Origin of the sequence: Paremcibacter congregatus, assembly GCF_006385135.1 — a bacterium.
Taxonomy (GTDB): Bacteria; Pseudomonadota; Alphaproteobacteria; order Sphingomonadales; family Emcibacteraceae; genus Paremcibacter; species Paremcibacter congregatus.
The window spans coordinates 871,502-893,625 of the sequence record NZ_CP041025.1; the positions used below are offsets into that span (position 1 = coordinate 871,502).

The window sequence follows — 22,124 nt, forward strand, 5'->3', positions numbered from 1 at the left end:
GCAGTATCGTTTAGTCAGTTTCAATTTCGATGCCACAAGGTGCAAAAAAGCCCCGCCGCGTTTCCGGGGCAGGGCTTTTCTGTGATGATAGGAGGCGTGTTGTTAGTTGATTTTAGCGGAGAAGGCGTTCAGGTCCGCCTGTAACGCCGCGCCGCGGTCATTGATGGCGGATACGGTTTTCAGCATTTCCAAAGCAGCATTGCCGGTCTCGTCCGCGCCGCTGTTAACATCTTCGATGCGCTTGTTGGCCTCTTCGGTGCTGGTGGCGGCCATCTGGGCGCTGCGGCTGATTTCACTGGTGGCCGCGGATTGTTCACCCATGGAATCATTGATGCTGACAGAGATGGTTTTCACCTCGTTGATTTTCTCTCCAATATGGGCAACGGTGCCAATGGCGTATTTGGTCACGGACTGGATCTTCTGCAATTGCGTGGTGATCTTGTCGGTGGCTTCGGCGGTTTTCTGGGCCAGGCTTTTTACTTCATTGGCGACCACGGCAAAGCCTTTGCCGGCTTCCCCGGCGCGGGCGGCTTCGATGGTGGCGTTGAGCGCCAGAAGGTTTGTCTGGCCGGAAATCTCGGTAATGATATTGAGCACGCCGCTGATTTCCTCGACTTCAGTCGATAATTCGCCGATGGCGTCATTGGTCTTGCCCACATCCTGCACGGTTTCAGTGACCAGGGCGGAGGAACGTTCGACCTGATGGGAAATCTCTCCGATGGAACTGCTCAATTCTTCGGCGGCGCTGGCGACCGTATGAACATTCATCTTGGTTTCGGTTGCGGAACGGACGGCAAAATCGCAAGAATCCTTGGTGCTTTTGGCATTGCCGGACATGGCGGAGGCTTTCGGCGCCAGATCGGCGGCAGAAGAGATCATTTCTTCCACATTATGAATGAATTTTGTCGTCATGTTTTTCAGGGTGGCGTCGTTTTCCTGGATTTGGTCGATGACGTGATTGATGGACTCACTGTAGCTCAGAAGTTCCCCGCTGAGTCCGTCCGGCTGAATGCGGCGGGAAAACTTGTGGTCCCTTACGGCCCGCATGGTTTCGTTGATTTCAGTGAGGAAAGACTGGACCACATTGGCAAAGGCATTGACTTCCATCGACAGCAAACCGATTTCGGATTCACGGTCCTGAGGGAAGTGACGGACTTCAAGGTCGCCCTCCTTCAGTTTGGCGAAGTTTTCCCGGGCGGCGATGATTTCACGGGTGATTTCGCGGTTGCTGCTGTTACGGCTCATTTCGTGAATGGCGTGGGCAAGGTCCGTCAGGTCTGATGAACCGGAGAATGTTTCCAGAATTTCCGGGCTATCGCCTGCGGCAATGGCCCGGCACAGGTCTGTCAGGGTGGTAATATCTTTTTGGGCGGAGCCCTTGGGAGATGTTATTTTTTTGGCGAAAAGGCTCATTTTTTGTTCTTTCTGATCTCGGCATTCCTGATTTTTTCAGGCGCTGTGCTTAAGGCGTAAACAGGTTCGTAATGGATTAGGGCAGGGCATGGACTGGAAAATGTCAAAACGGACGATCCAGATAACATTTACCTCTCTCCGACGGGCGGCATGATGATTTCTGTCCGGCAAAAGTCGAGAATGTAGAGGGCTTGACCATAAACATACGCATCATACTCATTGAATTACCAATAGGGATATTACCAACAAGACGGATAGACTCCGCCATGTGTCATTAAATGGTATTTTTAGGCACTGCTGGTTAAAAACAGATTAAATTCCGCCTCTGCAAGCGTCGATTGGCAAGTTTATGAGAAGAAAGGAGGTAATTTGGTTGGAAAACCTTATGAAGAAGAATTTTCTAATGTGATGAGTTTTTTAATCAGGTGATGTCTTTTACGTTCTGTTCCCAGTTCTGACCATCAAAATCCTCAAGTGTAATGCTGGAAAATGTCGATTTGTCGAGGCAGTTCAGATTGATGCTATAGCCATCAGGATGTGATCGGGGAATATAGAATGACTTCACACCGCAGGTCTTGCAGAAGTAGTGCTGAGCGGTATGGCTGTTGAAGGTATAGAGGTTAAGGTTATCAGCGCCGTTGATCAGGGTGAAGGCCGGCTTTTCCACAATCACATGAATGAAGCCCGTCATATTACATATGGAACAGTTGCAGCGTCGGGCGATGATGTCTGTCGGGGCTTCTACGGTGAATCTGACGACGCCACAATGGCAGGAACCTTTATGCTGCATAATATCTCCTTTAAAAGGGGCGTCGAGAGCTCATGGCGGCGGTCAGGGTGCCGTCATCAAGATAATCCAGTTCGCCGCCGACAGGGACGCCGTGGGCGAGGCGGGTGACGGTAACCGAACTGTCCTTTAGACGGTCGGTGATATAATGGGCGGTGGTCTGGCCATCGACGGTGGCGTTGGTGGCGATGATTACCTCCGTCACCAGGTCTTCCCGGGCCCGTTCAATAAGAGGCGAGATATTGAGATCATCCGGGCCCACGCCGTCCAGGGCCGACAAGGTGCCGCCGATGACATGATAAAGGCCGCGATAAGTGCCGGAACGTTCCAGCGCCCAGAGATCGGCGACATCCTCGACCACGCAGATGGTGGTCCGGTCACGCCGGTCGCCTTCACAGATGTGACAGGGATCACTGGTATCGAGATTGCCGCAGGTGCTGCAGGGATTGACATGTTCCGCCACCTCGGCCAGTGCCGTGGAGAGAGGGCGCATGATCGAATCCTTGCGCTTGATCAGTTGCAGCGCCGCCCGGCGGGCCGAACGGGGACCGAGGCCGGGCAGTTTCGAGAGCAGCTGAATCAATTGGTCAAGTTCGGACCCATAGGAGGCTTTGCGGTACACGGGATAATCCCTTTGTCAGAGGTAAAGGCGCATCAGAACGGCAGGTTGAAACCTTCAGGCAGTTGCAGACCGCCGGTAACTTTCTGCATTTCGGCCTGGGAATGTTCCTCTACCTTGCGTTTGGCGTCATTAAAGGCCGCCACGATCAGGTCTTCGACCATTTCCGCATCATCACCGTTAAAGATGCTCGGGTCTATTTTAAGGCTGCGCATGTTGCCTTTGCCGTTCAGGGTTACGGTCACTAGACCGCCGCCGGACTGACCGGTGCATTCCGCCTTTTCCAGGGCTTCCTGCATTTCGGTCATTTTGCCCTGCATTTCCTGGGCTTGCTTCATCATTTTACCAAGATTTTTCATGGGTACTCCAAGGTCGTCATATATGTCTAATTGTAATATGGGGCGTGGGCGTGAGAATCAAGGCCTACTCCAGGCCAAAATCTTCTTCATCCACCAGAAAGTCGCTATTGACGAAATCATGCGATCCGTCGTCCAGCAACAAAAACTCGTCGGCTTTCTTGCGAATGTCTGAAATCTGCGCCGTGGGGAATTGTTCCAGCACCGCCTTGATCAGCGGGTTCTGGCTCAGCCGTTGCCGCAACTGGCGTTCGGCTTCCAGTTCCTGTTCATAAAGCGTGTCATCGCCACGTTCGGTGGTCTGGCTAATCAGCCAGTTCTTGCCGGTCCATTGTTTCAAAAGATCCGCCATGCGGCCAATCAGGTTGGACGGCACCTGGTCTTTCTGACGAAAGACGACAATGCCGGGCTCAAATTTTTCCAGATGGATGTTGTCATTAAGCTGGAAGGCGATCGAGGCTTCGGCGTAACGTTCAAACAGGGCCACCAGATCGGCGAAAGTCTCTGGATTGGGTTCATAGACCACGTCCGCGTCCGGGGCGTTGACTTCTGCCGGGACATAATCCTGGGCCAGAATACGGGCCTGGCCGTTGCTGCGGATCACCTGAAAGGCTTTTGGCGCACCGCTATTGTCGGATCCGGATATCTGACCGGCGCCGCGGGCGGCCGGGGCGTTTCCGCCACTTGCGTTGCCACCAGAGGAGACGGCGCCGCCGGGACCACCTTGCGGATTGTCCTGTAATTTCTTGACCATGTCGCCGGGAGTGGGCAGCTTGGCGGCATAGGTCATGCGCACCAGCACCATTTCTGTGGCGGCCAAAGGAGAGGGGGCGATCCGCACCTCCTCCAGTCCCTTCATCAGCATCTGCCATGACCGGGTCAGAATTGGCATGCTGAGGCCGGTGGCGATTTCCATGCCTTCTTTACGTTCCGCTTCGGAGGTGACAATGTCTTCCCCGGCATCGGGCACCACCTTCAGGCGGGTCAGCCAGTGGGTGAGTTCCAGCATATCGCTCAAGACCACCACAGGGTCTGCGCCGTGATCATATTGATGGCGCAACTGGGTGAGGGCGTCGGCGGTATCCCCCTTCATGATGGCCTTGTAGAGATCCAGCACCTGGGCCCGATCGGCAAGGCCCAGCATGTCGCGGACCTGCTGTTCGCTGACGGCGCCTGCGCCGTGGGCGAAGGCCTGATCCAACAGGCTGAGGCCATCGCGCACCGATCCTTCGGCGGCGCGGGAGATCATGCTCAGGGCCTTGTCTTCGATCTCGCAGCCTTCAAGCTTGGCGAGTTTGCTGAAATGGGCGTTGAGCTGTTCGATGGAAATCCGCCGTAGATCAAAGCGCTGACAGCGGCTGAGCACGGTGACGGGAACTTTACGAATTTCGGTGGTGGCGAAAATGAACTTCACATGTTCCGGCGGTTCTTCCAGGGTTTTCAGCAGCGCATTGAACGCGTTGCGCGACAGCATGTGCACTTCGTCGATGATGTAGATCTTGAAACGGGCGGAGACGGCGGCATAGCGTACGCCTTCGATGATTTCGCGGATGTCATCGACGCCGGTGCGGCTGGCGGCGTCCATTTCCATCACATCCACATGACGCGATTCGGCGATGGCGGTGCAATTGTCGCACTGACCGCAGGGGGCAATGGTCGGGCCGCCCTTGCCGTCGGGGCCGATACAGTTCAGAGCCTTGGCGATAATGCGGGCGGTGGTGGTCTTGCCGACACCGCGTACGCCGGTCAGAATAAAGGCGTGGGCCAGTCGTCCGGTTTCGATGGCGTTGGACAGGGTGCGCACCATGGCTTCCTGGCCGATCAGTTCGTCAAAATTTGTCGGGCGATATTTCCGCGCCAGAACGCGGTAATTCTCATCTTTGATCTTGGAAGGCGTCTCTGACATATAGTCTGTAATCCATCGTCTAACGGTTTTTTAGATACTATAGATGTGCCGGATTGAATTTGCCATAGGTGAGTTAAAAAAAGGCGGGGAGTTAAAAAATGGGGGGAGTTTTAAGTGAGAGATTGAACGACCCGACCTATCCCGTTACGGCTGCTCCCTTCCGGGCCTGACCGAATTGGCGGGTCAGTCGTCCGCCAACCTCTCGAGCGCTTATATGGTCTTTTTTGACCTTAAGATCAAGTCTGTTGTGCATTGTTGTGGAAAAAAGATGCCGGGTATGCCAATCTGCGTCAAAAATAAGAACTAAAATAAGAATAACTGGAGACGTTCCATGACTGATTTAGCCGCTATGGGCGCTAGCGAGACAGCGCCCTGTATCTTTACGGGCTTTCCCCTGGATACAGCAGATCACCTGCGCGGAGACCAGGCGTGGCTGAAACAGCAATTAAGCGAATCATCTACTCACTTTCTGATATATGCCGGAGGATGTCCGTTGATGGATGTCTCTGACGGTTTGCATCCCGGTTTCAAGTTTTCCGATGAACTTGACAGCTTTCTTGGGGAAAACTGGCGGGAAAATGATTGGGTTTTTATTGGCCTGGATGATCATCAGAATGCGTTTTTTGCCGGGGCGGTTAAGGGTAATGTCACCTTGCAGGGGCATGAAAAATTCATCGACTTAAGATCGGTTGCCCTACAGGTGGGGCAAGGGGGCTTTAGCGATATACCGTCACTACTTGGCCGGGGAAAGATGCTTCTGGAATGGCATGGCCGCCGACACTATTGTTCCTCTTGCGGAGGAAAAAGTATATCTGAACGCGGCGGTTACGTCCGTAAATGTCAAAACAAAGATTGTGGAGCGGAACATTTTCCCCGCACGGACCCTGTGGTTATTATGATGGTGTATAAAGGGGATAACTGTCTTCTGGGCCGGGGCGTTGGCTGGCCCGAAGGAAATTATTCAGCGCTTGCAGGGTTTATGGAGCCTGGCGAAAGCATTGAAGAAGCCACACGGCGAGAGGTCTTGGAGGAATCCGGTATCAAAATTGGCAAGGTGACTTATGTACAGAGCCAGCCTTGGCCGTTTCCGTCGACCCTGATGATCGGGGTCATGGCGGAAGCCCTGACGGAGGACATTACGATTGATAAGACTGAACTCAGCGATGCCCGCTGGTTTTCCCGTGACGAGCTTAAAGCAAAAATGGCCAATGGTGGTGACGATGAATTTCGTGTGCCGCCAACGCTCGCCATTGCCCGCCACTTGTTGGAAAACTGGCTGAAATAATCACCTGAAATGGTGAAGGCCGATTGCAGCAGGCTGTTTTTTATGTCATAGAATGAGCGAATTTGGATTCCTGTAAAACGTAGGGTGAAGGCATAGCAACATGAGCAAATCTCGGCAAACTTATCAGGGCGCGGTATATTCCTGGCATTGCGATCATATGGGTCACATGAATGTCATGCATTACGTGGGTAAATTTGACGAAGCAACCTGGAATTTCTTTTCCTCTGCCGGCCTGCAGGGCAAGGCTATGCGGGAAGATAAAAAAGGCGTTGTTGCGGTGGAACAATCCATAAAATACAAGAGCGAACTGCTGGCCGGTGATGTGATTACCATTCACAGCGAGGTGGTTGAGTTCGGCGATAAATCGATCAAGTTTCGTCACGAAATGCGCAATGCAGAAACAGGCGTTGTCGCCGCGGTGACTACCCTGACCGGCCTGTATTTTGACAAGGTCGCCCGGAAAGCCATCAGCCTGCCGGACCAGGTCAAAACCAATCTACAGACGGCCCTGGACGCGTAAAATCTTCAGCACCTGACAGAGCGCATCGCAGCCGCGGGTAATCTCTTCCGAAGTTAAATGACTGTACCCCAGGGCATAGCCCTGCCAGGGCGGGGGACCCTGATAGTAGCGGTCCAGTCCTGTGATGTATACGCCCCGACGGATCAGCTCCTGATGCAGGTGATCGCGATTATGGGCCGGCAGTTCCAGGCAACAATGTAATCCCGCATCAAGTCCGTGTATCTTAATACCCTCTGGCAGGCCAGAAAGACCACTTTTCATGGTTTTGTGCAGCTTTCCGTAATGGCGCCGCATGCGCCGGAGGTGCTTGTCCAGATCCCCTTTTTCGATGTAATGGGCCATCGCCTGCTGCAGAAGCCAGGTGGGCTGCATGTGATTCTGGTCAATCTCACGGGCGACGGCCTGACGGATGGTGGCTGGCGCAATCATATATCCGATGCGAATGGCCGGCGACAGGCTTTTGGACAGGCTGGAGAAATACAGGACATGTCCGGTCTGATCGAGCTCCTTGAGGGGGGGTAAAGGTGCGACATCGTGGCGAAATTCGCTATCATAATCATCTTCAAGTATCAGGGCGTCATGACGGCGCGCCCAGTCCATCACCTGATGACGCCGGTCGAGTGACAAACGAAAACCAACGGGAAACTGGTGGGATGGGGTACAGAAGAGCACCTTCGCCCGGCCCGGTGTTTCCGGCAGGTCGACGGTCCGAAGTCCATCATGGTCAATATTCAGAAGGCGGATGTCATGGCCGTACCGGGTGAAAGTCTGATGCGCGGCAATGAAGCCCGGATTTTCAAGGCAGCACTGGGGCTGAAAAGGGGCCGTAACCCGGGCGAGAAGATTTATCACATCGGCGGCGCCGGTCGTGATGACGATGTCTTGCGCCTGGCAGCGAATGCCGCGGCTGCGGGCCATATGATCGGCCAGGGCCTGGCGCAGGGGCAGAATGCCTTCCGGCGGGGGCGGCTGATTGTGAAATGGCTGGGCCAGCGCCCGCCGCCAGGCCCGTTTCCATGCCGCGTCATCAAACCGGGTCCCGGCCGGGCGACCAAGCATGAAATTAATATCCACATCGGGCGGTGTCGTCGGTGCGGGGGGAGGTGTGAACCAGTCCGGCCCGTGATAGGCGAGGGGGGCGGGACTTTCCGGTGGAATATCGGTGGCGCAATAGGTGCCTGCGCCCGGGCGGGTGATAAGATATCCTTCGGCGATCAATTGTTCATAGGCGGCGAGGGTGACAATACGGGAAACCTGCAGGTCACGGGCAAGGGCACGGCTGGAGGGCAGCCGTTGGTTCTGAGCGATTTGGCGCTGCCTGATGTGTTGTTTCAGGTAGCGGATCAATTGGGCTTGCAGGGTTTCTGTATGGTCCCGGCGCAGGGTGATGTGCAAACTGGTCATATAATAATTATCAATAAGTGGATATTTTATAATACCGAATAATCGGTTATTCCGGAAAGGAAAACAAGACAATATTGTGTAAAGGAATGAATTATGGCACGGGGTTATGACTTGGCTACCCGCCCGGCGGCACAGCAACGGCGGGGACAATTAAAGCAAGACGATGCATGGATCAGTGATCTGATCCAGCGCCTGCCGCTCGGGCATTTTGACAGCCGCTGGGATGACCAGCCTTTTGTTCATCCCATGACCTACGTCTATAACGTGGAGAAGCATTGTATCTATATGCATGGTTCGACGGTGGGACGGCGTCGCGCCAACACGGAACGACATGAGAAAATGTGCTTTTGCGCGTCAGAGATGGGGCAGCTTCTGCCGTCTAATCAGGCGCTGCATTTTTCCGCCCAATACCGGAGCGTTGTTGCCTTTGGCGAAGTCCGTCATGTGACCGAAGAAGCCGAACAGAAGGCGGCGCTATATGCTTTGATTGATAAATATTTTTCACCCATGGCTTTAGGGAAAGAATATAGTCCTATCCGGCCGGAAGACCTGAAACGCACGACAGTTTTCGCTCTTGATATTACCAGTTGGAGCGGTAAGGAAAACTGGAAAGAGCGCACAGATATGGATGATCGCGGCTGGCCGGAGCTTGCAGCGCACTGGTTTGAAGACGACGCTTTTGCCCTCTCCCGTGGGCAGGCGAAACCAAAGACTTAGCGTCGGTCCAGGCGATACTGGGCGGCGGGGTAGCTGCCGAGAATACGGAATTCATTGGTGAAAAATTTCAGCTCGTCGAAAGCATGCTGCACGCCTGGATCATCTGGATGACCTTCGATATCGGCGTAAAACTGGGTGGCGACGAAATCTCCGTTTAACTGATAGCTTTCCAGCTTGGTCATATTGACACCGTTGGTGGCGAAGCCGCCCATGACTTTATACAGAGATGCCGGGCTGTTGCGGACCTGAAAGACAAAACTGGTGATGGTCAGGCCTTTATTGGGCAGATCGATCAGGGGTTCGCGGGAAAAGACCACGAAACGGGTAGTGTTATGGGCCGCGTCCTCTATATCTTTTTTCAAGCTTTGCAATCCGTAGATTTCACCGGCGAGAGACGACGCGATGGCGCCGATGCTGGGGTCCTGAAGTTCGGATATCAGCTTGGCGGCGCCGGCCGTGTCGGAATAAACGTCTGGTTCCAGTCCCCAGCCAAGAAGATTGTTGCGGCATTGGCCGAGGGCCTGTTCATGGCTGCGGACAGATTTCAGGCTGTTCATGGTGGCCCCGGGGATGGCCAGGAGATGATGGTTGATGCGTTGAAAATGCTCGCCAATAATGTGCAGCGAAGCGTGGGGAATCAAATGATGAATCGCGGCCACCCGACCGGCGACAGAATTCTCTATCGGAATCATGGCGTATTTGGCGCGCTTTTCTTCGACCGCGGCAAAAACATCTTCAAAGGTATGGCAGGGCAAGCTGTCCATGTCAGGAAAGACCGTACGGCACGCCAGATTGGAATAGGCGCCTGGCTCGCCCTGGAAAGCAACAATATTCTCTGAATTTGATTTATTTTGCATTATTCTGCCCTTGATGAATTTGGCGCAGTATTTCTATTTCAGGGGGAGCTGTCAAACTTTTTTGCCTTTGAAGGCGGCTTTTTGTTGTTTATGAGTTGAAGAGTTCTTGTATCCGTGGGAAAACCCCTGTAAATAGAGACCAAAGAGGGTGGATGCGGTCATTGAGGTAGAAGTTTAATCTTCTGATGTACAGTATTCTGATAGTTTTTTGACATTTAACCTGCGAGGAAGAACAGTGAATTCCTTTGAGATCAATAAAATTGTAATGGCGTTTTTGCTGACCATTTTGGTTGTTTTCGGTATTAGCGGCCTGACTGAAATTGTCTATGAAGATCATGAGCTGGAATCCAACGCGTATCCCATCGAAGTGAAAACGGCTGCGGCGGCGTCTGATGATGACGATGAAGAAGAGCAAGGCCCAACTCTGGCGAGCCTTCTGGCTGTATCATCAGTGGACAAGGGAGAAAAGATCTTCAAGAAGTGTAAAGCCTGTCATACAGTTGACAATGGTGGCAAGAACCTTGTTGGACCAAACCTGTGGAACATCGTTGGACGCGCCAAAGGTTCTGTTGAAGGCTTTGCCTATTCCAGTGGCATGACGGCAAAAGGGGGCGACTGGTCCTATGAAGATCTTGATGCCTTCCTGAAAAAGCCAAAGGATTTTATCGACGGGACAAAAATGAGTTTCGCGGGTCTGAAAAAAACAGCTGACCGTGCGGCGACTATAGCTTATCTCCGGTCCTTGAGCGATGCTCCGATGGACCTTCCGGCTGAGGCCGCTGAAACAGTGGATGCGACTGAGGTGGACCCTGCGACGGTCGATTAATATATCTGGCGGCAACGTCAGGGCTTAAACATGATTTAAAGGCTGTTTCTGGTATCAGAAGCAGCCTTTTTTGTGGGATACGACCGGGACGGTGACGGGACTAGTCTTCCGCGGGGCGTTTGATAAAACGCAAGGGGGGCTCGTCCGTTTGAAAACTGACGATGTCTATCACGTCCCGCAAGGGGTCAATGCTAACCCGCATATGATGGGCGTTGGCATGCAGAAGATGCATGTCATCCAGCATAAAGCCGACATGGCCGGGGAAAAAGGCAATATCACCCCGTTGGGGCACGGCGTCGTCATCAAGTGTGGTCCCGATCATTTCGGCCTGGAGATCGCTGTCGCGGGGCAGAAACACCCCGGTGGCGGCGAAGGCCAGCTGGATCAGGCCCGAACAATCAATGCCGATGCTGCTTTTGCCGCCCCAAAGGTAGGGGGCATAGAGAAATTTAAGGGCCTCGGACAAGGGGTCTACACCATAATCTTTGCTGATATGGGGGGCGAAAATCCAGTTTCCATCAGCCAGTTGCACGAAACCTCTTTGGGGAATTTCATTGATAACGGCGACATTGGACATCATATAGACCTGCCCTACGGCGGGGCTTTTCGGGTTCGGTTCTGAATAGATATGACTGCTTAGGTTGGTGACATAATGGGTACCGGGATGCAGATCGGGGCTAAGGGCGTCGGCGCGACAATAGCCGACATAGCTGTCCTTTTCCGCCTGGCCCCAGGCCCAGCCATCCTTGATGTCATAAACAGTAAAATACTCGCCGTATAACAATTGGGTTTGCAGAGGTGTGTTGGCGTCAGGCGCACCGTACAGATTTGTCAGGCCATCAATAAGTTGGTAACGAGTTCCCTCGCAAAAACGCTTTGCCGTCACGCGCCCCTTGAGAAACGCCGCGGCAAGGTCTGCTCGTGCAGGGGTCAGCCGCGGGTCCAGGGATGATGTGGTCATTTGGTTTTCCTCAATAGAATAATCACGATGCACCTGTTTCTAATTCAGGGGTCAGCTGTTGGTTTCCAAGTGGGCCTTTTCCATGGTTTCGGCAAAATCTGTTAAGAAGACGGCGCCTTTGACGGTGCGCTGAATCAGGACATTGCGTTTGTCTTCTTCATCCCGGACCCGTTTGACGAACCCCTGAGCACTGAGCGTGTCAATGGCGCGGGTAATGACAGGTTTGGAAACGCCGAGCGTAGCGGCAAGGCCCCGCACCGTATGAGGTTGAGGTTCAAGGTAGATCCTCAGCAACAGGGCCAGTTGTCGCGAGGTGAAATCCGGGCCTTTGGCTCTGACCGTATCTGTCAGGGTTTGCATCCACAGTTTCAGCCCCTTATGTCCCCCGAGTTCAATCTCCATCCCGTAACCCCACTCTATTCCACTATATTATTCAAATACTGCCTTTATATTCGGCTTTCTGCAATGTTTTTTAGCATTTACTTGCCGTAGCGTTTTGTCAGATATGCAAGCACGGCACGCAACGCCATTGCTTCTCCCCCCTGGGGGCGTCCCGGACGGTTGTTTAAATTCCAGGCGAAGACGTCAAAATGTACCCATTTCTCTGGTTTTGTGACGAAGTGCTTGAGGTATAAGGCCGCGATGATGGCGCCTCCATACGGTCCGCTGCCCATATTGCTCATATCGGCGCATTTGGACTTGAGGTCGCTTTCGTAAGGGGCATATAACGGCATACGCCAGATCGGATCACTTTCCTCTGCTGATTGGTCGGTGAGTGCACCGGCAATATCGTCACCGTCGGTGAAGAACGGCACGATGTCAGATCCCATGGCGACCCGGGCCGCCCCGGTCAGGGTGGCGAAATCAAGCATCAGGTCAGGGTCTTCCTCCGATCCGAGCGTCAGCGCATCACAGAGCACCAGACGGCCTTCGGCGTCTGTGTTGTCGATTTCGACTGTTGTGCCTTTATAAGTGGTAATGATGTCCCCGGGCCGGAAAGCATCGGCGGAAATGTTGTTTTCCACAGCCGGGATCAGGACACGCAGACGCACGTCCAGGCCGCTGTCCATAATCATGCTTGCAAGGCCAAGACTATGGGCGGCGCCGCCCATGTCTTTCTTCATGATCCGCATGCCGGAAGACGGTTTCAGGTCAAGTCCGCCGGTATCGAAACACACACCCTTGCCGACCAAGGTTAGTTTTGGCGCATCGGGGCGGCCCCAGGACATGTCGAGCAATCGCGGGGCATTGGCAGCGGCGCGGCCCACGGCATGAATGGTGTTATAGCCTTTTTCCAGCAAGGCATCGCCGACGGTTTCGTGAAAGGTTGCCCCGTATGACGCGGCCAGGGCCTGCATGGCGGCGGAAAGGTGGCTTGGGCCCATATCGCAGGTAGGGGTATTAACCAGATCCCGCACCAGAGTCAGACCGTGGAATAGGGTGGTAATCTGACTCTGAAGGTCTGCTGTGGAGACCATAAGCACCGCGGCGCGGTCATTTTTTTTGTCGAGATACCGGTCGAATTTATATTGGGCCATGGCCCAACCAAGAGCCGCCAGTTTTTCATCATGCTCCGAGACTAGGCGATAGTACCCTTTGGGCAAACTTTGCGCCAGTGTCGCCAGAACCCAGATGTCCTTCTTGTCATGATGCGTCCCCATCCCGAGCGCCACGGCTTCAAGGCTCCCGTCGGCGGCGGCTAGTGTCAGGATCTGGCCGGCTGCGGCGGTAAAGTCATTGTCATCGGCCCAACGGCTCTGGGCCGGGCTCAGGCTTTTCTGCCAGGCGGCCTGATGGTCGCGGGTCACCAGTGTGATCGGAACAGCCTTTTTGCGGGCGGTTGCGGAGAGATAAGGGCAGGGTGCGGTCACGGAGACCTCCTCGTTTTTGAAATATATATTACAGGTCGCAGCTGCGCACAGTGATATCGGCAAAGGCGCGACGCCCGGCAATGATGCTAAAGCGATATTCTTTTCCATTGACGATCACACTATGGTAGATCGGCAAAATCCCACTGGCTTCCTGGGTTTCGCCACCGGGCAGGGTGAAGGTCGCGCTGACCGGTTTTGCCGGGTCGAACCAGGCTTCCGGGTTGCCGTCATCATTCAGGGTCGGGCTTCCGGTGCCGGCAACGGTGATCAGGCCGCGGTAGAAGCTAACGGAATTATCCGCCAACTGTGAGACGGGGGTGATGATGGCGAAACGTTTGGCCGGGGAGACATCGGAACAGGTTTCGTCACCGGACAGACCGGCGATCACTGTGGCCATACGTGACGGCGCGATGCCATCGGCCGCCTTTTGGTTGATGACGCCAAGAAGATCCTGAATTTCTTCGTTTGGCAGCAAATTACGCAGCTTGGTAAGTTCCGCTTCCGTATTGCCGAGTTCCAGACGCATATTTTCAAGGTCGGAGGCCTGTTGCTCATATTTTTCCTGTGTCGAAGCCACATTGAGCAAGGCTATTTTCTGTCCTGTATCAAAGGCATAATAGCTACAGCCGATCAATATGGTGAAAAACAGGGCGGTTTTGAACAGAAACCAGAAACTTTGAGCGCGGCGTTTCTGAAGTTCTTTTCGATGGGCAAGGCCTAGAGACATTTTTGATGCGTTTCCATATGGTTAGATATTGGCCTCACTTTAAGCCAGTTGCGTCGATTTCTCAAGTGGTCAGACATCGATCTTCTGATTATGTTTATAGAGAACCGTGTCATATTGTTTATATTTTGCTGTCGACCAGAAGTGGAAGCCGTTTTTCTCGGCCAATTTAATCGAAGGGCCGTTTTCCGGATCGACCATGCAGACGATTTCCCTGTCCGGGAAATTGGTTCTGGCCCAGACCAGAATGGCTCTTAGGGCTTCTCCGGCATAGCCTTTGCCTTGGGCATTGGCGACCAACCCCCATCCGGCTTCCAACATGGAGTCGAGAGAGGGGGTGACAGCGCGTTTGAAATCGGCAAGGCCAATCTCCCCAATGAAATCACCGGAGGCCTTGTCCTCTATGGCCCAATAACCATGCCCTAACATGGCCCAGTGTCCCCCGTGGCGGATCATTTTGTTCCAGGCGTCTTCCCGGGGCAAAGGCTGGCCAGTGGTGTAGCGGGTGAAATCCGGATGCTGGAACATGGCTTCATAGATCGGGAAGTCTGTATAGCGATGGGGACGCAGGATCAGGCGCTCTGTTTCCAGGGGAGGGGGTGTTGTAAAAGGTTGTTCTGACATGGCTCACTTTTCTCTACGGTTGCTATAACTTACCGCATCAGAAACCTTTGGCAATGACAAAAATAGATAGATGATATTAAAAGCGCGTATTGGCTTTTATATACCAGAATCCTCCATTAAACCCGAAAGGGGACTGAAAGGAATAAGGCAGACCAAAGGACAGAAACTGGTCAGTTTCATCGGAAAATTATGGAAAATATTTTGGCCACCAAAGGACAGCTTCAGGGTTTCATTTATCTGATAGTTTGCTTCAAGGTCGAAAACCACTTCCGTGCTAATTCGGGTGGCGATACCCGGTGTCGGTGTTACGCGAAAATCATGGAATCATTCACTTGGCATATACCCGCTATTTGTCCTATACTATAGTTGATATAGTTTTTAATTAAACAAACTATGGTGGTGTTTCTGTCTTGTTTCAGGAAGGGAAAATGACCCGATTTTCCTGACAGGTCACATTCAGCCAGTCACGGTTCCGGGAAGAGATCGGGATCAACAGAATGGGGAAGTCAATGTTGTGACTATTTTGACTACCCCTAATAGCCCAGGGGATTTTTTATGGACCATTACAGCTTTCTTATTGAATCCACGGAAAAGCTGAAACAATGTCATAATGACTGGGAATTAAAGGATACCTTTCAACGTATTATTGAAGAGTTGGGATTTTTCCAGTTCATATACATGGTGTATACGTTGAAAAATATGAAATTCGTTCATGCAATTTACACGTTCGACAGTGAATGGCGGGAGAAATATAACGCAAACAGGTTTGAAGAGATTGACCCGGTTTTCGTCAAATCCTTCACATCGCGAGATGCGTTTTTCTGGAGTTCGGATGACTATAAAAATATACCCGAGATCAGAGAGAAGTTTTTTGATGTTGCAAATGAGCATTTTCATTATCATGGTATTACAACCCCCTATCAGCTGAATCACGATCATAGAGCACTTGTTACGGTATCGGCGGGACAGAAAACACCGGAAGAGAAAGAGGTTCTTTCTAGCCAGAAATATCTTACATTGGTCTCGGCACTGTCCTCCTGTTTTCTGCAGGTTGCCTTAACCCATAAGTTTTTTGGCAAATCCGCGCTAACCTTAAAGCCTTTTGCCAAACGTATCCTGAGACTTTCCGAAATGGGTCTGACAACCAAGCAGATTTCCCTCATTCTGGATAAAAGCCCCAACTATATTGATGAAATTTTCAAAGGGTTATTTTGTGCGACAGGTATTCGCAGTCGTACTGCCCTTATTTCTTTTATGAAATTCAAGAAAATCATCTGATATATCCCCGGAAGAGGCACGGGGGCTGTTTTTCCCTAAAATTAGGGGAAAAAAGACCCATGTTTTCGGGGGTGGAAATATTTTACTGAGGCGGTTATGATCTTTGGATACATAAAACGTTACTCTAGAGTGAAATTATCCGTCTTCATAGGGGCAGAAAAAACGATGAAAACAAGACATATATCCTCTAAAAATCATGTAGCATAAACAACGCTGATTTCTCCCCCGTCTCATAATTGTATCCCGTAGCAGCACATTAGGTGTGCTGACCAGTACGCTAGTCTGTACACCAACCGGTATGGAGAACGGGAGGTGGCGCATAAAAATGCCAAAATAAATTCAGGAACGATCAGATGATACGCAAATCGCTCAACCCGATAGATGTTCATGTAGGCTCAAGAATATTTCTCATGCGCAAGATCCGGAAACTTACCCAGAGCAAACTGGGGCATGAACTGAACGTAACGTTTCAGCAAATACAGAAATATGAACAGGGAAAAAACCGGGTGAGCGCCAGCCGGCTGTATCAGTTATCGCAAATTCTGAAGACGCCGATCACCTTCTTTTTTGATGATTTTCCGCCCGAGTTACAGGTGGCGCAGGACTATCAGCACAGGCAGGCGGAAATGACGGATGAAAATAGGATGCTCAATCGGCCGGAAACTATGGAATTTGTTAAATATTATTATGAGATCCGCGACAAGGACATCAGAAACAAACTGTTGCGTATGATCAAAGTTCTAGGAGAAGCCTGATATAAAACCCGCTTAAGGCAGGCTGTTTAAAATTGGAAAACCCAAATGAATCAAGACGGGTGGACCTCCTTCAATCCTGAATAGCGAAATTTATCGGTGAATATTTGAGGATAGGGCGTTCCGATCCCGTGAGTCCTCTGGCTCGCTCGGCATCAAAGATTAAACGAAAAACGCCCGAGCGATATGGCTCAGGCGTTCTTTGTTGATGTGTAACCTTTTTCTAAACCGCAACCTTACCGGTGATCGAAATCGACGACGATTTTTTCGGTCAGGGGGTGAGACTGGCAGGTGAGGATGAAGCCGGCGTCGACCTCTTCCTGTTCCAGGGAATAGTTGATTTCCATATTCACCTTGCCTTCGATCAGTTTGGCGCGGCAGGTGCAGCAGACACCACCCTTGCAGGCAAATGGCACATCCGCCCCGTGCTCCATAGCCGCATCAAGAATATTCTCGCCGCCCATGTCGAGATCGAAATTGAATTCGTCACCATCGACAATTACAGTGACCTGGCTCATTTTGCCTTTCAGGTCGGCGGAGGCCTCCTGTTCGACGGCCTGTTTTTCGCCCTGGGTGACAGAGGGGGAGGTGAAGAGTTCGAAATGGATATTCTTCTTCGCCATGCCGCGGGCTTCGAGCCGTTGCGAGACGCCGGTGATCATTTCTTCCGGGCCGCAGAGATAGACCTCGTCGGCGCCGCCGGCGGGAATCAATTTGTCCATGATTTCATCGGCTTTCTCGCCGGTGATGCGGCCGGAAAACAGCTGTACTTCCTGATCTTCCCGGGACAGAATATTGATCATGTTGAACCGGCCCATATAGCTGTTCTTCAGGTCGACCAGATCTTCGCGGAAGATGATGGATTTGCGGGTCTTGTTGCCATAGACCAGAGTGAATGTACTCAGCGGTTCATAGGCCAGAACCGTACGGATCATGGCGATCAACGGTGTGATGCCGCTGCCGGCGGCAAAGCCGACATAATGTTTCTTGTGATCCTTATCAAGCGGGGTGTAGAAATTTCCCATCGGCGTCATGACGTCAAGCTTGTCGCCGACCTTGAGGCCGTTATTGGCGAAGCTGGAAAACAGACCGCCCTTGATTTTTTTCACCGCCACCCGCAGTTCGTCACAAAAAAGGCCGCTGCAGATGGAATAGGACCGACGGGTGTCTTCGCCATCGATCACCGTTTTCAAGGTCAGATACTGACCGGCGTTATAGCGGTATTCCTCTTGCAGCGCTTCGGGCACGTCAAAGGCGATGGAAACCGTATCGTCGGTCTCCTTGCGGATATTGGAAATGGTGAGAGAATGAAATACTGGCATGCGTTAAAACCCTGATTTTAATGTATTTTTTAGTAAACGTCTGTCGTTGTGACTAGATGCATTTGAAATAATCGAAGGGCTCCCGGCAGTCGAGGCAGCGGTAAAGCGCCTTGCAGGCAGTGGAGCCGAATTCACTGATTTGTTCCGTATGGTCGGATTTGCATTGGGGACAGGATACCTTTTTCTGTCCGCCAAATAAAACGGATTTATTGGTGGTGGACTTTTCCGGCGGCGCGATACCGTACGCTTCAAGCTTCTGCTTGCCCGCTTCGCTCATCCAGTCTGTGGTCCAGGCCGGCGACAGGCGTGTGGTGATCACCGGGTCGGGATAGCCATGGTGGATCAGGGTTTCGCGAATCTGCTCTTCCAGCATATTCATCGCCGGACAGCCGGAATAGGTTGGTGAGATGACCACTTCCAGCTGGCCCCCTGGGGTATCCTTCACCTCACGGGCGATGCCGAGGTCGACGATGGACAGCACCGGAATTTCCGGATCCTTGACTTCTTCTAGGATGGTCCAGACCTGGGCCGGATCGAAATTACGCTGTGCTGTTACCATTTTGTCTGCCTTTCGGTTTTACCATTCACAACCGGGATAACGGCGCTGCATATATTGCATGTCGGTGATGATATAACCGAAATGTTCTGTATGACGGCCTTCCGCCTTACCGCCGAGCATGGCCCAGTCATCCTGGGGCCGGTGCAAGGTCGCCTGGCGCAGAACCCGGTTAACGGTATGTTCCCACTCTTCACGGAGGGCCTCAACATCAACGGAGATACCGTCGGCGAGCAACTGCTTCTCTACGTCACTCATGGTGAACAGTTCGCCAACATACATCCATAGACTATCAATGGATTTTTGGGCGCGGGCGTGGCTTTCTTCTGTTCCGTCACCGAGACGGATCAGCCATTCGCTGCTGAACCGGAGGTGATAGATCACCTCTTTCAGCGATTTTTCACCAATGGCGGCGAGTTGCGTGTCTTTTGACTGGCTGAGGGCTTTATAGAATAGATTGTTAAAGGCGCTCATGAAGAACAGCCGGACGATGGTGTCGCCCCAGTCGCCGTTGGGGACTTCGGCAAGAAGATTGTTGCGGAAATCCTGCTCATCACGCAGGTAAGCGAAATCGTCTTCTTTCTTGCCTTCGCCACCGGCGACGCCGGCATAGGTATAAAGTTCACGCGCCTGGCCAATCAGGTCGAGGGCACAGTTCATGAGGGCCATTTCCATCTCGATGGTGGGTGCTTTAAAGCACCATTCCGACATGCGGTGGCCGATAATCAGACCGTTATCGCCGATCTGGGCGGCGTAGCGGGATATTGCCTGTTGTTGTGTTAATTCAGTCATTTCATTATCTCCTTTATGGTTCGCGTCGGGCGCGAGTTACATTTTCCCGGCACCTTTAGGAATGTCGTAAAAGGTGGGGTGGCGATAAATCTTGTCATCGGCTGGGGTGAACAGGCTTTCCTTGTCTTCCGGTTTGGAGGCCGTGATGGCGTTGGACGGCACCACCCAGATGCTGACACCTTCGCTGCGGCGGGTATAAACGTCGCGGGCGGCTTCAAGCGCCATTTCGGAATCGCTGGCATGCACGCTGCCGCAATGTTTATGGTCCAGTCCGGCTCTACTGCGGATAAATACTTCCCAGAGAGGCCATTCTTTGTCACTTGTTACATTATCAGTCATGTCTGTTTTCCTTAACTTTTATTCGGCGGCTTGCGCAGCGTGTTTGGCGGCATAGGCGTTGGCGGCTTCGCGGACCCAGGTACCATCTTCATGGGCTTTAATATAGGCGGCGGCGCGCTGCTTGTTACAGGGGCCATTGCCTTTAATGACATGGGCGAATTCTTCCCAGTCAATCTCTCCATAATCATAATGGCCCCGTTCCTCGTTCCATTTCAGGTCCGGGTCGGGCAGGGTGATGCCGAGGAATTCGGCCTGGGGCACGGTGGCATCGATAAATTCCTGACGCAGCTGATCATTGGATTTTTTCTTGATCTTCCATTTCATGGACTGAGCGGAATGGGGGGAATCGGCGTCATTGGGGCCAAACATCATAAGAGACGGCCACCAGAAGCGATTGACCGAGTCCTGCAGCATGGCTTTTTGTTCCGCCGTGCCCTTGGACAGGGAGAGCAACAGCTCATAACCCTGGCGCTGATGGAAGCTTTCTTCCTTACAGATCCGGATCATCGCCCGGCAGTAAGGCCCGTACGAACCTTTCGACAGGGCGACCTGATTGGTGATCGCCGCGCCGTCGACCAGCCAGCCGATGGTGCCGATATCGGCCCAGGTCAGGGCCGGATAATTGAAGATCGAGGAATATTTCGCCTTGCCGTCGCGCAGGGCCTTGCACATATCTTCCCGGGAGGTGCCGAGTGTTTCGGCGGCGGAGTAGATATAGAGGCCGTGACCGCCTTCATCCTGAATCTTAGCCAGTAAAATAACCTTGCGGCGCAGGCTCGGGGCGCGGGTCAGCCAGTTGCCTTCCGGCTGCATGCCGATGACCTCGGAATGGGCGTGTTGTGACATCTGGCGCACCAAGGTTTTGCGGTAGGCATCGGGCATCCAGTCCTGGGGCTCGATCTTGATGTCATCATCGACCATTTGCTGGAAACGCGCTTCCAGCTTGGCTTGTTCCTCCGAAGTAGGTTCGGCGATTTTCATCGGCTTTTGTATTGATGTGTCTCCGTACATGGCGGGCCTCTCTTAGGGGTCAAAAGAAATGCATGTCCTGCAGGAAGTGCGGGACGAAAACTATTTAATATCTGTAATAACCACAATATGAAACATAAATTATGAAAAATCAACAAAAAATGTATCACAATGGAATATTTTGTTGATATCGGGGAAATTCAGTGACTTAAAATATCAAAATTTAGGGAGTTAGGCCGTTGAATCGTTCATAGAATTCTTCTCCCGGCGGAGGAAGAGGGCCGTGCTGGGTGGTCATATGGTTGCTGAGATACGACTCAGAAGTTTGCAGCAGCAGCTGATAAATATCGCGACATAGATGATAGGCTTGATCGCCTTCCCAGCCCGTGGGCATCAGTTCTTCCGGCAGGCGGGGGTCGCGCAGCAGGATTTTACGGTATTCATGAACCATCAGAAGCCGGATCAGCAGGGCGTCCCGGGGCGTCAGCGCATCTTCGGCATGGAGCGCCGCCTGAACCGGCTGGTAACGTTCGAGAAAGGCGTGATACATGAGGCTCAGATCCTCAAGATTCCAGCAGCTATGCACCAGCGCATCCAGGGTTTCACCTGTGGTCAGCTCATCTGAGGATTGGGTGAAGAGCAGGACGTCGTCCCGCATGCCGAGATTATCCAGCGCCTTGAGGACGATTTTCATATCCGGCATCGGATGGGCGAGGACGCTGCGGGCGACCTTGCCAAAGCCGAGCCAGCCCAGTTCCTTGGCGGCCAGATCTTTGTTGATGTCTTTGATATCGGGCAGGATGATCGCGGTCCAGCGCTTGTCCCAGCCACTGCGGGGGCCGGCATAAATCTGCGGCGTGGCGGTGGCGAAACGCTTGCGGCCCGAATCGGTCAGGCTGTAGTAGCTTTTGCGGCCGACCTGATGAGGACTGATCCAGTTATCCTTGCTCAGGCGCGAGACGGCGGTGCGCACATGGCGGGCGTTGATGCCCAGCGGTTCGAGAAGGTTGATCACATCGCCGAGCCAGACGGCCCCGCCGCGGGCCGCCAGCAGGTCGCCGTAAACCGTGATGATCAGCGATCCGGCGCGCAAGGGCTGCTGCTGATTAAATTCATGAATCAATCTGTCGAGTTGCTGGGATATGGTCATGTGCCTGATACGATGTTACTTGTTATTATGATTTTTCTTATATTTTTGTATCACTTTGTGAACGTCGTTACAATAATGGAAGCGCCGGACTGTCAC

General features: G+C 52.6%; 24 protein-coding genes and 1 other RNA gene. 6 read left to right on the forward strand and 19 right to left on the reverse strand.

From position 1 onward, the window contains the following. Positions 1 to 102: 102 nt before the first annotated feature. The 6 genes from FIV45_RS03720 to ffs all read right to left on the reverse strand — a co-directional run bounded on the left by FIV45_RS03720 (position 103) and on the right by ffs (position 5,287). Positions 103 to 1,413, reverse strand: a complete 1,311-nt coding sequence (locus tag FIV45_RS03720) for a methyl-accepting chemotaxis protein (protein WP_099471018.1) — start codon at positions 1,411 to 1,413, stop codon at positions 103 to 105. Between the two features lie 421 nt (positions 1,414 to 1,834). Continuing rightward, complete coding sequence (locus FIV45_RS03725; protein WP_099471019.1) at positions 1,835 to 2,203, reverse strand: GFA family protein; 369 nt, start codon at positions 2,201 to 2,203, stop codon at positions 1,835 to 1,837. Between the two features lie 10 nt (positions 2,204 to 2,213). Continuing rightward, on the reverse strand, positions 2,214 to 2,822 hold the full coding sequence (gene recR, locus FIV45_RS03730) for a recombination mediator RecR (protein WP_099471020.1): 609 nt from the start codon (positions 2,820 to 2,822) through the stop codon (positions 2,214 to 2,216). Between the two features lie 32 nt (positions 2,823 to 2,854). Next, entirely contained in the window at positions 2,855 to 3,178 is a 324-nt protein-coding gene (locus FIV45_RS03735; protein WP_099471021.1) for a YbaB/EbfC family nucleoid-associated protein, read from the reverse strand. Between the two features lie 64 nt (positions 3,179 to 3,242). Further along, the gene (locus FIV45_RS03740) at positions 3,243 to 5,081 is read right to left on the reverse strand and encodes a DNA polymerase III subunit gamma/tau (RefSeq protein WP_099471022.1); all 1,839 of its coding nucleotides are present in this window, start codon (positions 5,079 to 5,081) and stop codon (positions 3,243 to 3,245) included. Positions 5,082 to 5,192: 111 nt separating this feature from the next. Further along, positions 5,193 to 5,287, reverse strand: an RNA gene (gene ffs, locus FIV45_RS03745) — signal recognition particle sRNA small type. Positions 5,288 to 5,412: 125 nt separating this feature from the next. Between ffs and nudC the strand changes: the two genes are divergently transcribed. Both nudC and FIV45_RS03755 read left to right on the forward strand, forming a co-directional pair. Continuing rightward, positions 5,413 to 6,366: an NAD(+) diphosphatase gene (gene nudC, locus FIV45_RS03750; RefSeq protein ID WP_099471023.1), complete on the forward strand. Its 954-nt coding sequence runs from the start codon at positions 5,413 to 5,415 to the stop codon at positions 6,364 to 6,366. A 100-nt stretch (positions 6,367 to 6,466) separates the two neighbouring features. Next, a complete protein-coding gene (locus FIV45_RS03755; protein ID WP_099471024.1) occupies positions 6,467 to 6,886 on the forward strand; it encodes an acyl-CoA thioesterase in 420 nt (139 codons plus the stop codon). Here FIV45_RS03755 and pdxR read toward each other — a convergent pair. Then, positions 6,863 to 8,290 (reverse strand): MocR-like pyridoxine biosynthesis transcription factor PdxR, encoded by a 1,428-nt coding sequence (pdxR, locus tag FIV45_RS03760; protein ID WP_099471025.1) that lies wholly within the window; start codon positions 8,288 to 8,290, stop codon positions 6,863 to 6,865. The two genes, FIV45_RS03755 and pdxR, sit on opposite strands and share 24 nt — an antisense overlap. Positions 8,291 to 8,383: 93 nt before the next feature. Here pdxR and FIV45_RS03765 point away from each other — a divergent pair, with 93 nt between their 5' ends. After that, positions 8,384 to 9,007: a pyridoxamine 5'-phosphate oxidase family protein gene (locus FIV45_RS03765; RefSeq protein WP_099471026.1), complete on the forward strand. Its 624-nt coding sequence runs from the start codon at positions 8,384 to 8,386 to the stop codon at positions 9,005 to 9,007. Here the strand turns inward: FIV45_RS03765 and FIV45_RS03770 are convergent. Further along, on the reverse strand, positions 9,004 to 9,864 hold the full coding sequence (locus FIV45_RS03770; RefSeq protein ID WP_099471027.1) for a prephenate dehydratase: 861 nt from the start codon (positions 9,862 to 9,864) through the stop codon (positions 9,004 to 9,006). The two genes, FIV45_RS03765 and FIV45_RS03770, sit on opposite strands and share 4 nt — an antisense overlap. A gap of 235 nt (positions 9,865 to 10,099) precedes the next feature. On the opposite strand from FIV45_RS03770, the gene FIV45_RS03775 reads away from it, so the two are divergent. Beyond that, positions 10,100 to 10,690, forward strand: coding sequence for a c-type cytochrome (locus FIV45_RS03775; protein ID WP_099471028.1), 591 nt, complete (start codon positions 10,100 to 10,102; stop codon positions 10,688 to 10,690). 100 nt (positions 10,691 to 10,790) lie between these two features. Here the strand turns inward: FIV45_RS03775 and FIV45_RS03780 are convergent, their stop codons facing one another. From FIV45_RS03780 to FIV45_RS03800, 5 genes are all read right to left on the reverse strand, one after another. Further along, positions 10,791 to 11,651 (reverse strand): C40 family peptidase, encoded by an 861-nt coding sequence (locus tag FIV45_RS03780; RefSeq protein ID WP_099471029.1) that lies wholly within the window; start codon positions 11,649 to 11,651, stop codon positions 10,791 to 10,793. A 51-nt stretch (positions 11,652 to 11,702) separates the two neighbouring features. Then, positions 11,703 to 12,053, reverse strand: coding sequence for a MarR family winged helix-turn-helix transcriptional regulator (locus FIV45_RS03785; protein WP_099471030.1), 351 nt, complete (start codon positions 12,051 to 12,053; stop codon positions 11,703 to 11,705). Between the two features lie 77 nt (positions 12,054 to 12,130). Next, positions 12,131 to 13,522, reverse strand: coding sequence for a leucyl aminopeptidase family protein (locus tag FIV45_RS03790; RefSeq protein ID WP_204601984.1), 1,392 nt, complete (start codon positions 13,520 to 13,522; stop codon positions 12,131 to 12,133). 28 nt (positions 13,523 to 13,550) lie between these two features. After that, the gene (locus FIV45_RS03795; protein ID WP_099471032.1) at positions 13,551 to 14,249 is read right to left on the reverse strand and encodes a hypothetical protein; all 699 of its coding nucleotides are present in this window, start codon (positions 14,247 to 14,249) and stop codon (positions 13,551 to 13,553) included. A 69-nt stretch (positions 14,250 to 14,318) separates the two neighbouring features. Further along, on the reverse strand, positions 14,319 to 14,870 hold the full coding sequence (locus FIV45_RS03800; RefSeq protein WP_099471033.1) for a GNAT family N-acetyltransferase: 552 nt from the start codon (positions 14,868 to 14,870) through the stop codon (positions 14,319 to 14,321). A 555-nt stretch (positions 14,871 to 15,425) separates the two neighbouring features. Here FIV45_RS03800 and FIV45_RS03805 point away from each other — a divergent pair. Then, positions 15,426 to 16,148: a helix-turn-helix transcriptional regulator gene (locus tag FIV45_RS03805; protein ID WP_099471034.1), complete on the forward strand. Its 723-nt coding sequence runs from the start codon at positions 15,426 to 15,428 to the stop codon at positions 16,146 to 16,148. A 353-nt stretch (positions 16,149 to 16,501) separates the two neighbouring features. Further along, positions 16,502 to 16,903: a helix-turn-helix domain-containing protein gene (locus FIV45_RS03810; protein WP_099471035.1), complete on the forward strand. Its 402-nt coding sequence runs from the start codon at positions 16,502 to 16,504 to the stop codon at positions 16,901 to 16,903. Between the two features lie 233 nt (positions 16,904 to 17,136). Here the strand turns inward: FIV45_RS03810 and paaE are convergent, their stop codons facing one another. From paaE to paaX, 6 genes are all read right to left on the reverse strand, one after another. Beyond that, positions 17,137 to 18,222, reverse strand: coding sequence for a 1,2-phenylacetyl-CoA epoxidase subunit PaaE (paaE, locus tag FIV45_RS03815; protein ID WP_099471036.1), 1,086 nt, complete (start codon positions 18,220 to 18,222; stop codon positions 17,137 to 17,139). A gap of 52 nt (positions 18,223 to 18,274) precedes the next feature. Further along, entirely contained in the window at positions 18,275 to 18,781 is a 507-nt protein-coding gene (gene paaD / locus FIV45_RS03820) for a 1,2-phenylacetyl-CoA epoxidase subunit PaaD (RefSeq protein WP_099471037.1), read from the reverse strand. Between the two features lie 18 nt (positions 18,782 to 18,799). Beyond that, entirely contained in the window at positions 18,800 to 19,570 is a 771-nt protein-coding gene (gene paaC / locus FIV45_RS03825; RefSeq protein WP_099471038.1) for a 1,2-phenylacetyl-CoA epoxidase subunit PaaC, read from the reverse strand. A gap of 36 nt (positions 19,571 to 19,606) precedes the next feature. Further along, the gene (gene paaB, locus FIV45_RS03830; protein ID WP_099471039.1) at positions 19,607 to 19,909 is read right to left on the reverse strand and encodes a 1,2-phenylacetyl-CoA epoxidase subunit PaaB; all 303 of its coding nucleotides are present in this window, start codon (positions 19,907 to 19,909) and stop codon (positions 19,607 to 19,609) included. An 18-nt stretch (positions 19,910 to 19,927) separates the two neighbouring features. Next, the gene (gene paaA, locus FIV45_RS03835; protein WP_204601990.1) at positions 19,928 to 20,890 is read right to left on the reverse strand and encodes a 1,2-phenylacetyl-CoA epoxidase subunit PaaA; all 963 of its coding nucleotides are present in this window, start codon (positions 20,888 to 20,890) and stop codon (positions 19,928 to 19,930) included. A 211-nt stretch (positions 20,891 to 21,101) separates the two neighbouring features. Further along, positions 21,102 to 22,028, reverse strand: coding sequence for a phenylacetic acid degradation operon negative regulatory protein PaaX (gene paaX / locus FIV45_RS03840; RefSeq protein WP_099471041.1), 927 nt, complete (start codon positions 22,026 to 22,028; stop codon positions 21,102 to 21,104). Positions 22,029 to 22,124 lie beyond the last annotated feature (96 nt).

Bases quoted from the DNA above. Each gene is read 5' to 3' on its own strand.
- paaC (WP_099471038.1), bottom strand. From the start codon at position 19,570: ATGACTGAATTAACACAACAACAGGCAATATCCCGCTACGCCGCCCAG.
- FIV45_RS03780 (WP_099471029.1), bottom strand. From the start codon at position 11,651: ATGACCACATCATCCCTGGACCCGCGGCTGACCCCTGCACGAGCAGAC.
- paaB (WP_099471039.1), bottom strand. From the start codon at position 19,909: ATGACTGATAATGTAACAAGTGACAAAGAATGGCCTCTCTGGGAAGTA.
- FIV45_RS03785 (WP_099471030.1), bottom strand. From the start codon at position 12,053: ATGGAGATTGAACTCGGGGGACATAAGGGGCTGAAACTGTGGATGCAA.
- FIV45_RS03795 (WP_099471032.1), bottom strand. From the start codon at position 14,249: ATGTCTCTAGGCCTTGCCCATCGAAAAGAACTTCAGAAACGCCGCGCT.
- FIV45_RS03720 (WP_099471018.1), bottom strand. From the start codon at position 1,413: ATGAGCCTTTTCGCCAAAAAAATAACATCTCCCAAGGGCTCCGCCCAA.
- FIV45_RS03770 (WP_099471027.1), bottom strand. From the start codon at position 9,864: ATGCAAAATAAATCAAATTCAGAGAATATTGTTGCTTTCCAGGGCGAG.
- paaE (WP_099471036.1), bottom strand. From the start codon at position 18,222: ATGCCAGTATTTCATTCTCTCACCATTTCCAATATCCGCAAGGAGACC.
- FIV45_RS03765 (WP_099471026.1), top strand. From the start codon at position 8,384: ATGGCACGGGGTTATGACTTGGCTACCCGCCCGGCGGCACAGCAACGG.
- paaX (WP_099471041.1), bottom strand. From the start codon at position 22,028: ATGACCATATCCCAGCAACTCGACAGATTGATTCATGAATTTAATCAG.
- FIV45_RS03800 (WP_099471033.1), bottom strand. From the start codon at position 14,870: ATGTCAGAACAACCTTTTACAACACCCCCTCCCCTGGAAACAGAGCGC.
- FIV45_RS03755 (WP_099471024.1), top strand. From the start codon at position 6,467: ATGAGCAAATCTCGGCAAACTTATCAGGGCGCGGTATATTCCTGGCAT.
- FIV45_RS03735 (WP_099471021.1), bottom strand. From the start codon at position 3,178: ATGAAAAATCTTGGTAAAATGATGAAGCAAGCCCAGGAAATGCAGGGC.
- paaD (WP_099471037.1), bottom strand. From the start codon at position 18,781: ATGGTAACAGCACAGCGTAATTTCGATCCGGCCCAGGTCTGGACCATC.
- pdxR (WP_099471025.1), bottom strand. From the start codon at position 8,290: ATGACCAGTTTGCACATCACCCTGCGCCGGGACCATACAGAAACCCTG.
- FIV45_RS03740 (WP_099471022.1), bottom strand. From the start codon at position 5,081: ATGTCAGAGACGCCTTCCAAGATCAAAGATGAGAATTACCGCGTTCTG.
- paaA (WP_204601990.1), bottom strand. From the start codon at position 20,890: ATGAAAATCGCCGAACCTACTTCGGAGGAACAAGCCAAGCTGGAAGCG.
- FIV45_RS03805 (WP_099471034.1), top strand. From the start codon at position 15,426: ATGGACCATTACAGCTTTCTTATTGAATCCACGGAAAAGCTGAAACAA.
- nudC (WP_099471023.1), top strand. From the start codon at position 5,413: ATGACTGATTTAGCCGCTATGGGCGCTAGCGAGACAGCGCCCTGTATC.
- FIV45_RS03725 (WP_099471019.1), bottom strand. From the start codon at position 2,203: ATGCAGCATAAAGGTTCCTGCCATTGTGGCGTCGTCAGATTCACCGTA.
- FIV45_RS03810 (WP_099471035.1), top strand. From the start codon at position 16,502: ATGATACGCAAATCGCTCAACCCGATAGATGTTCATGTAGGCTCAAGA.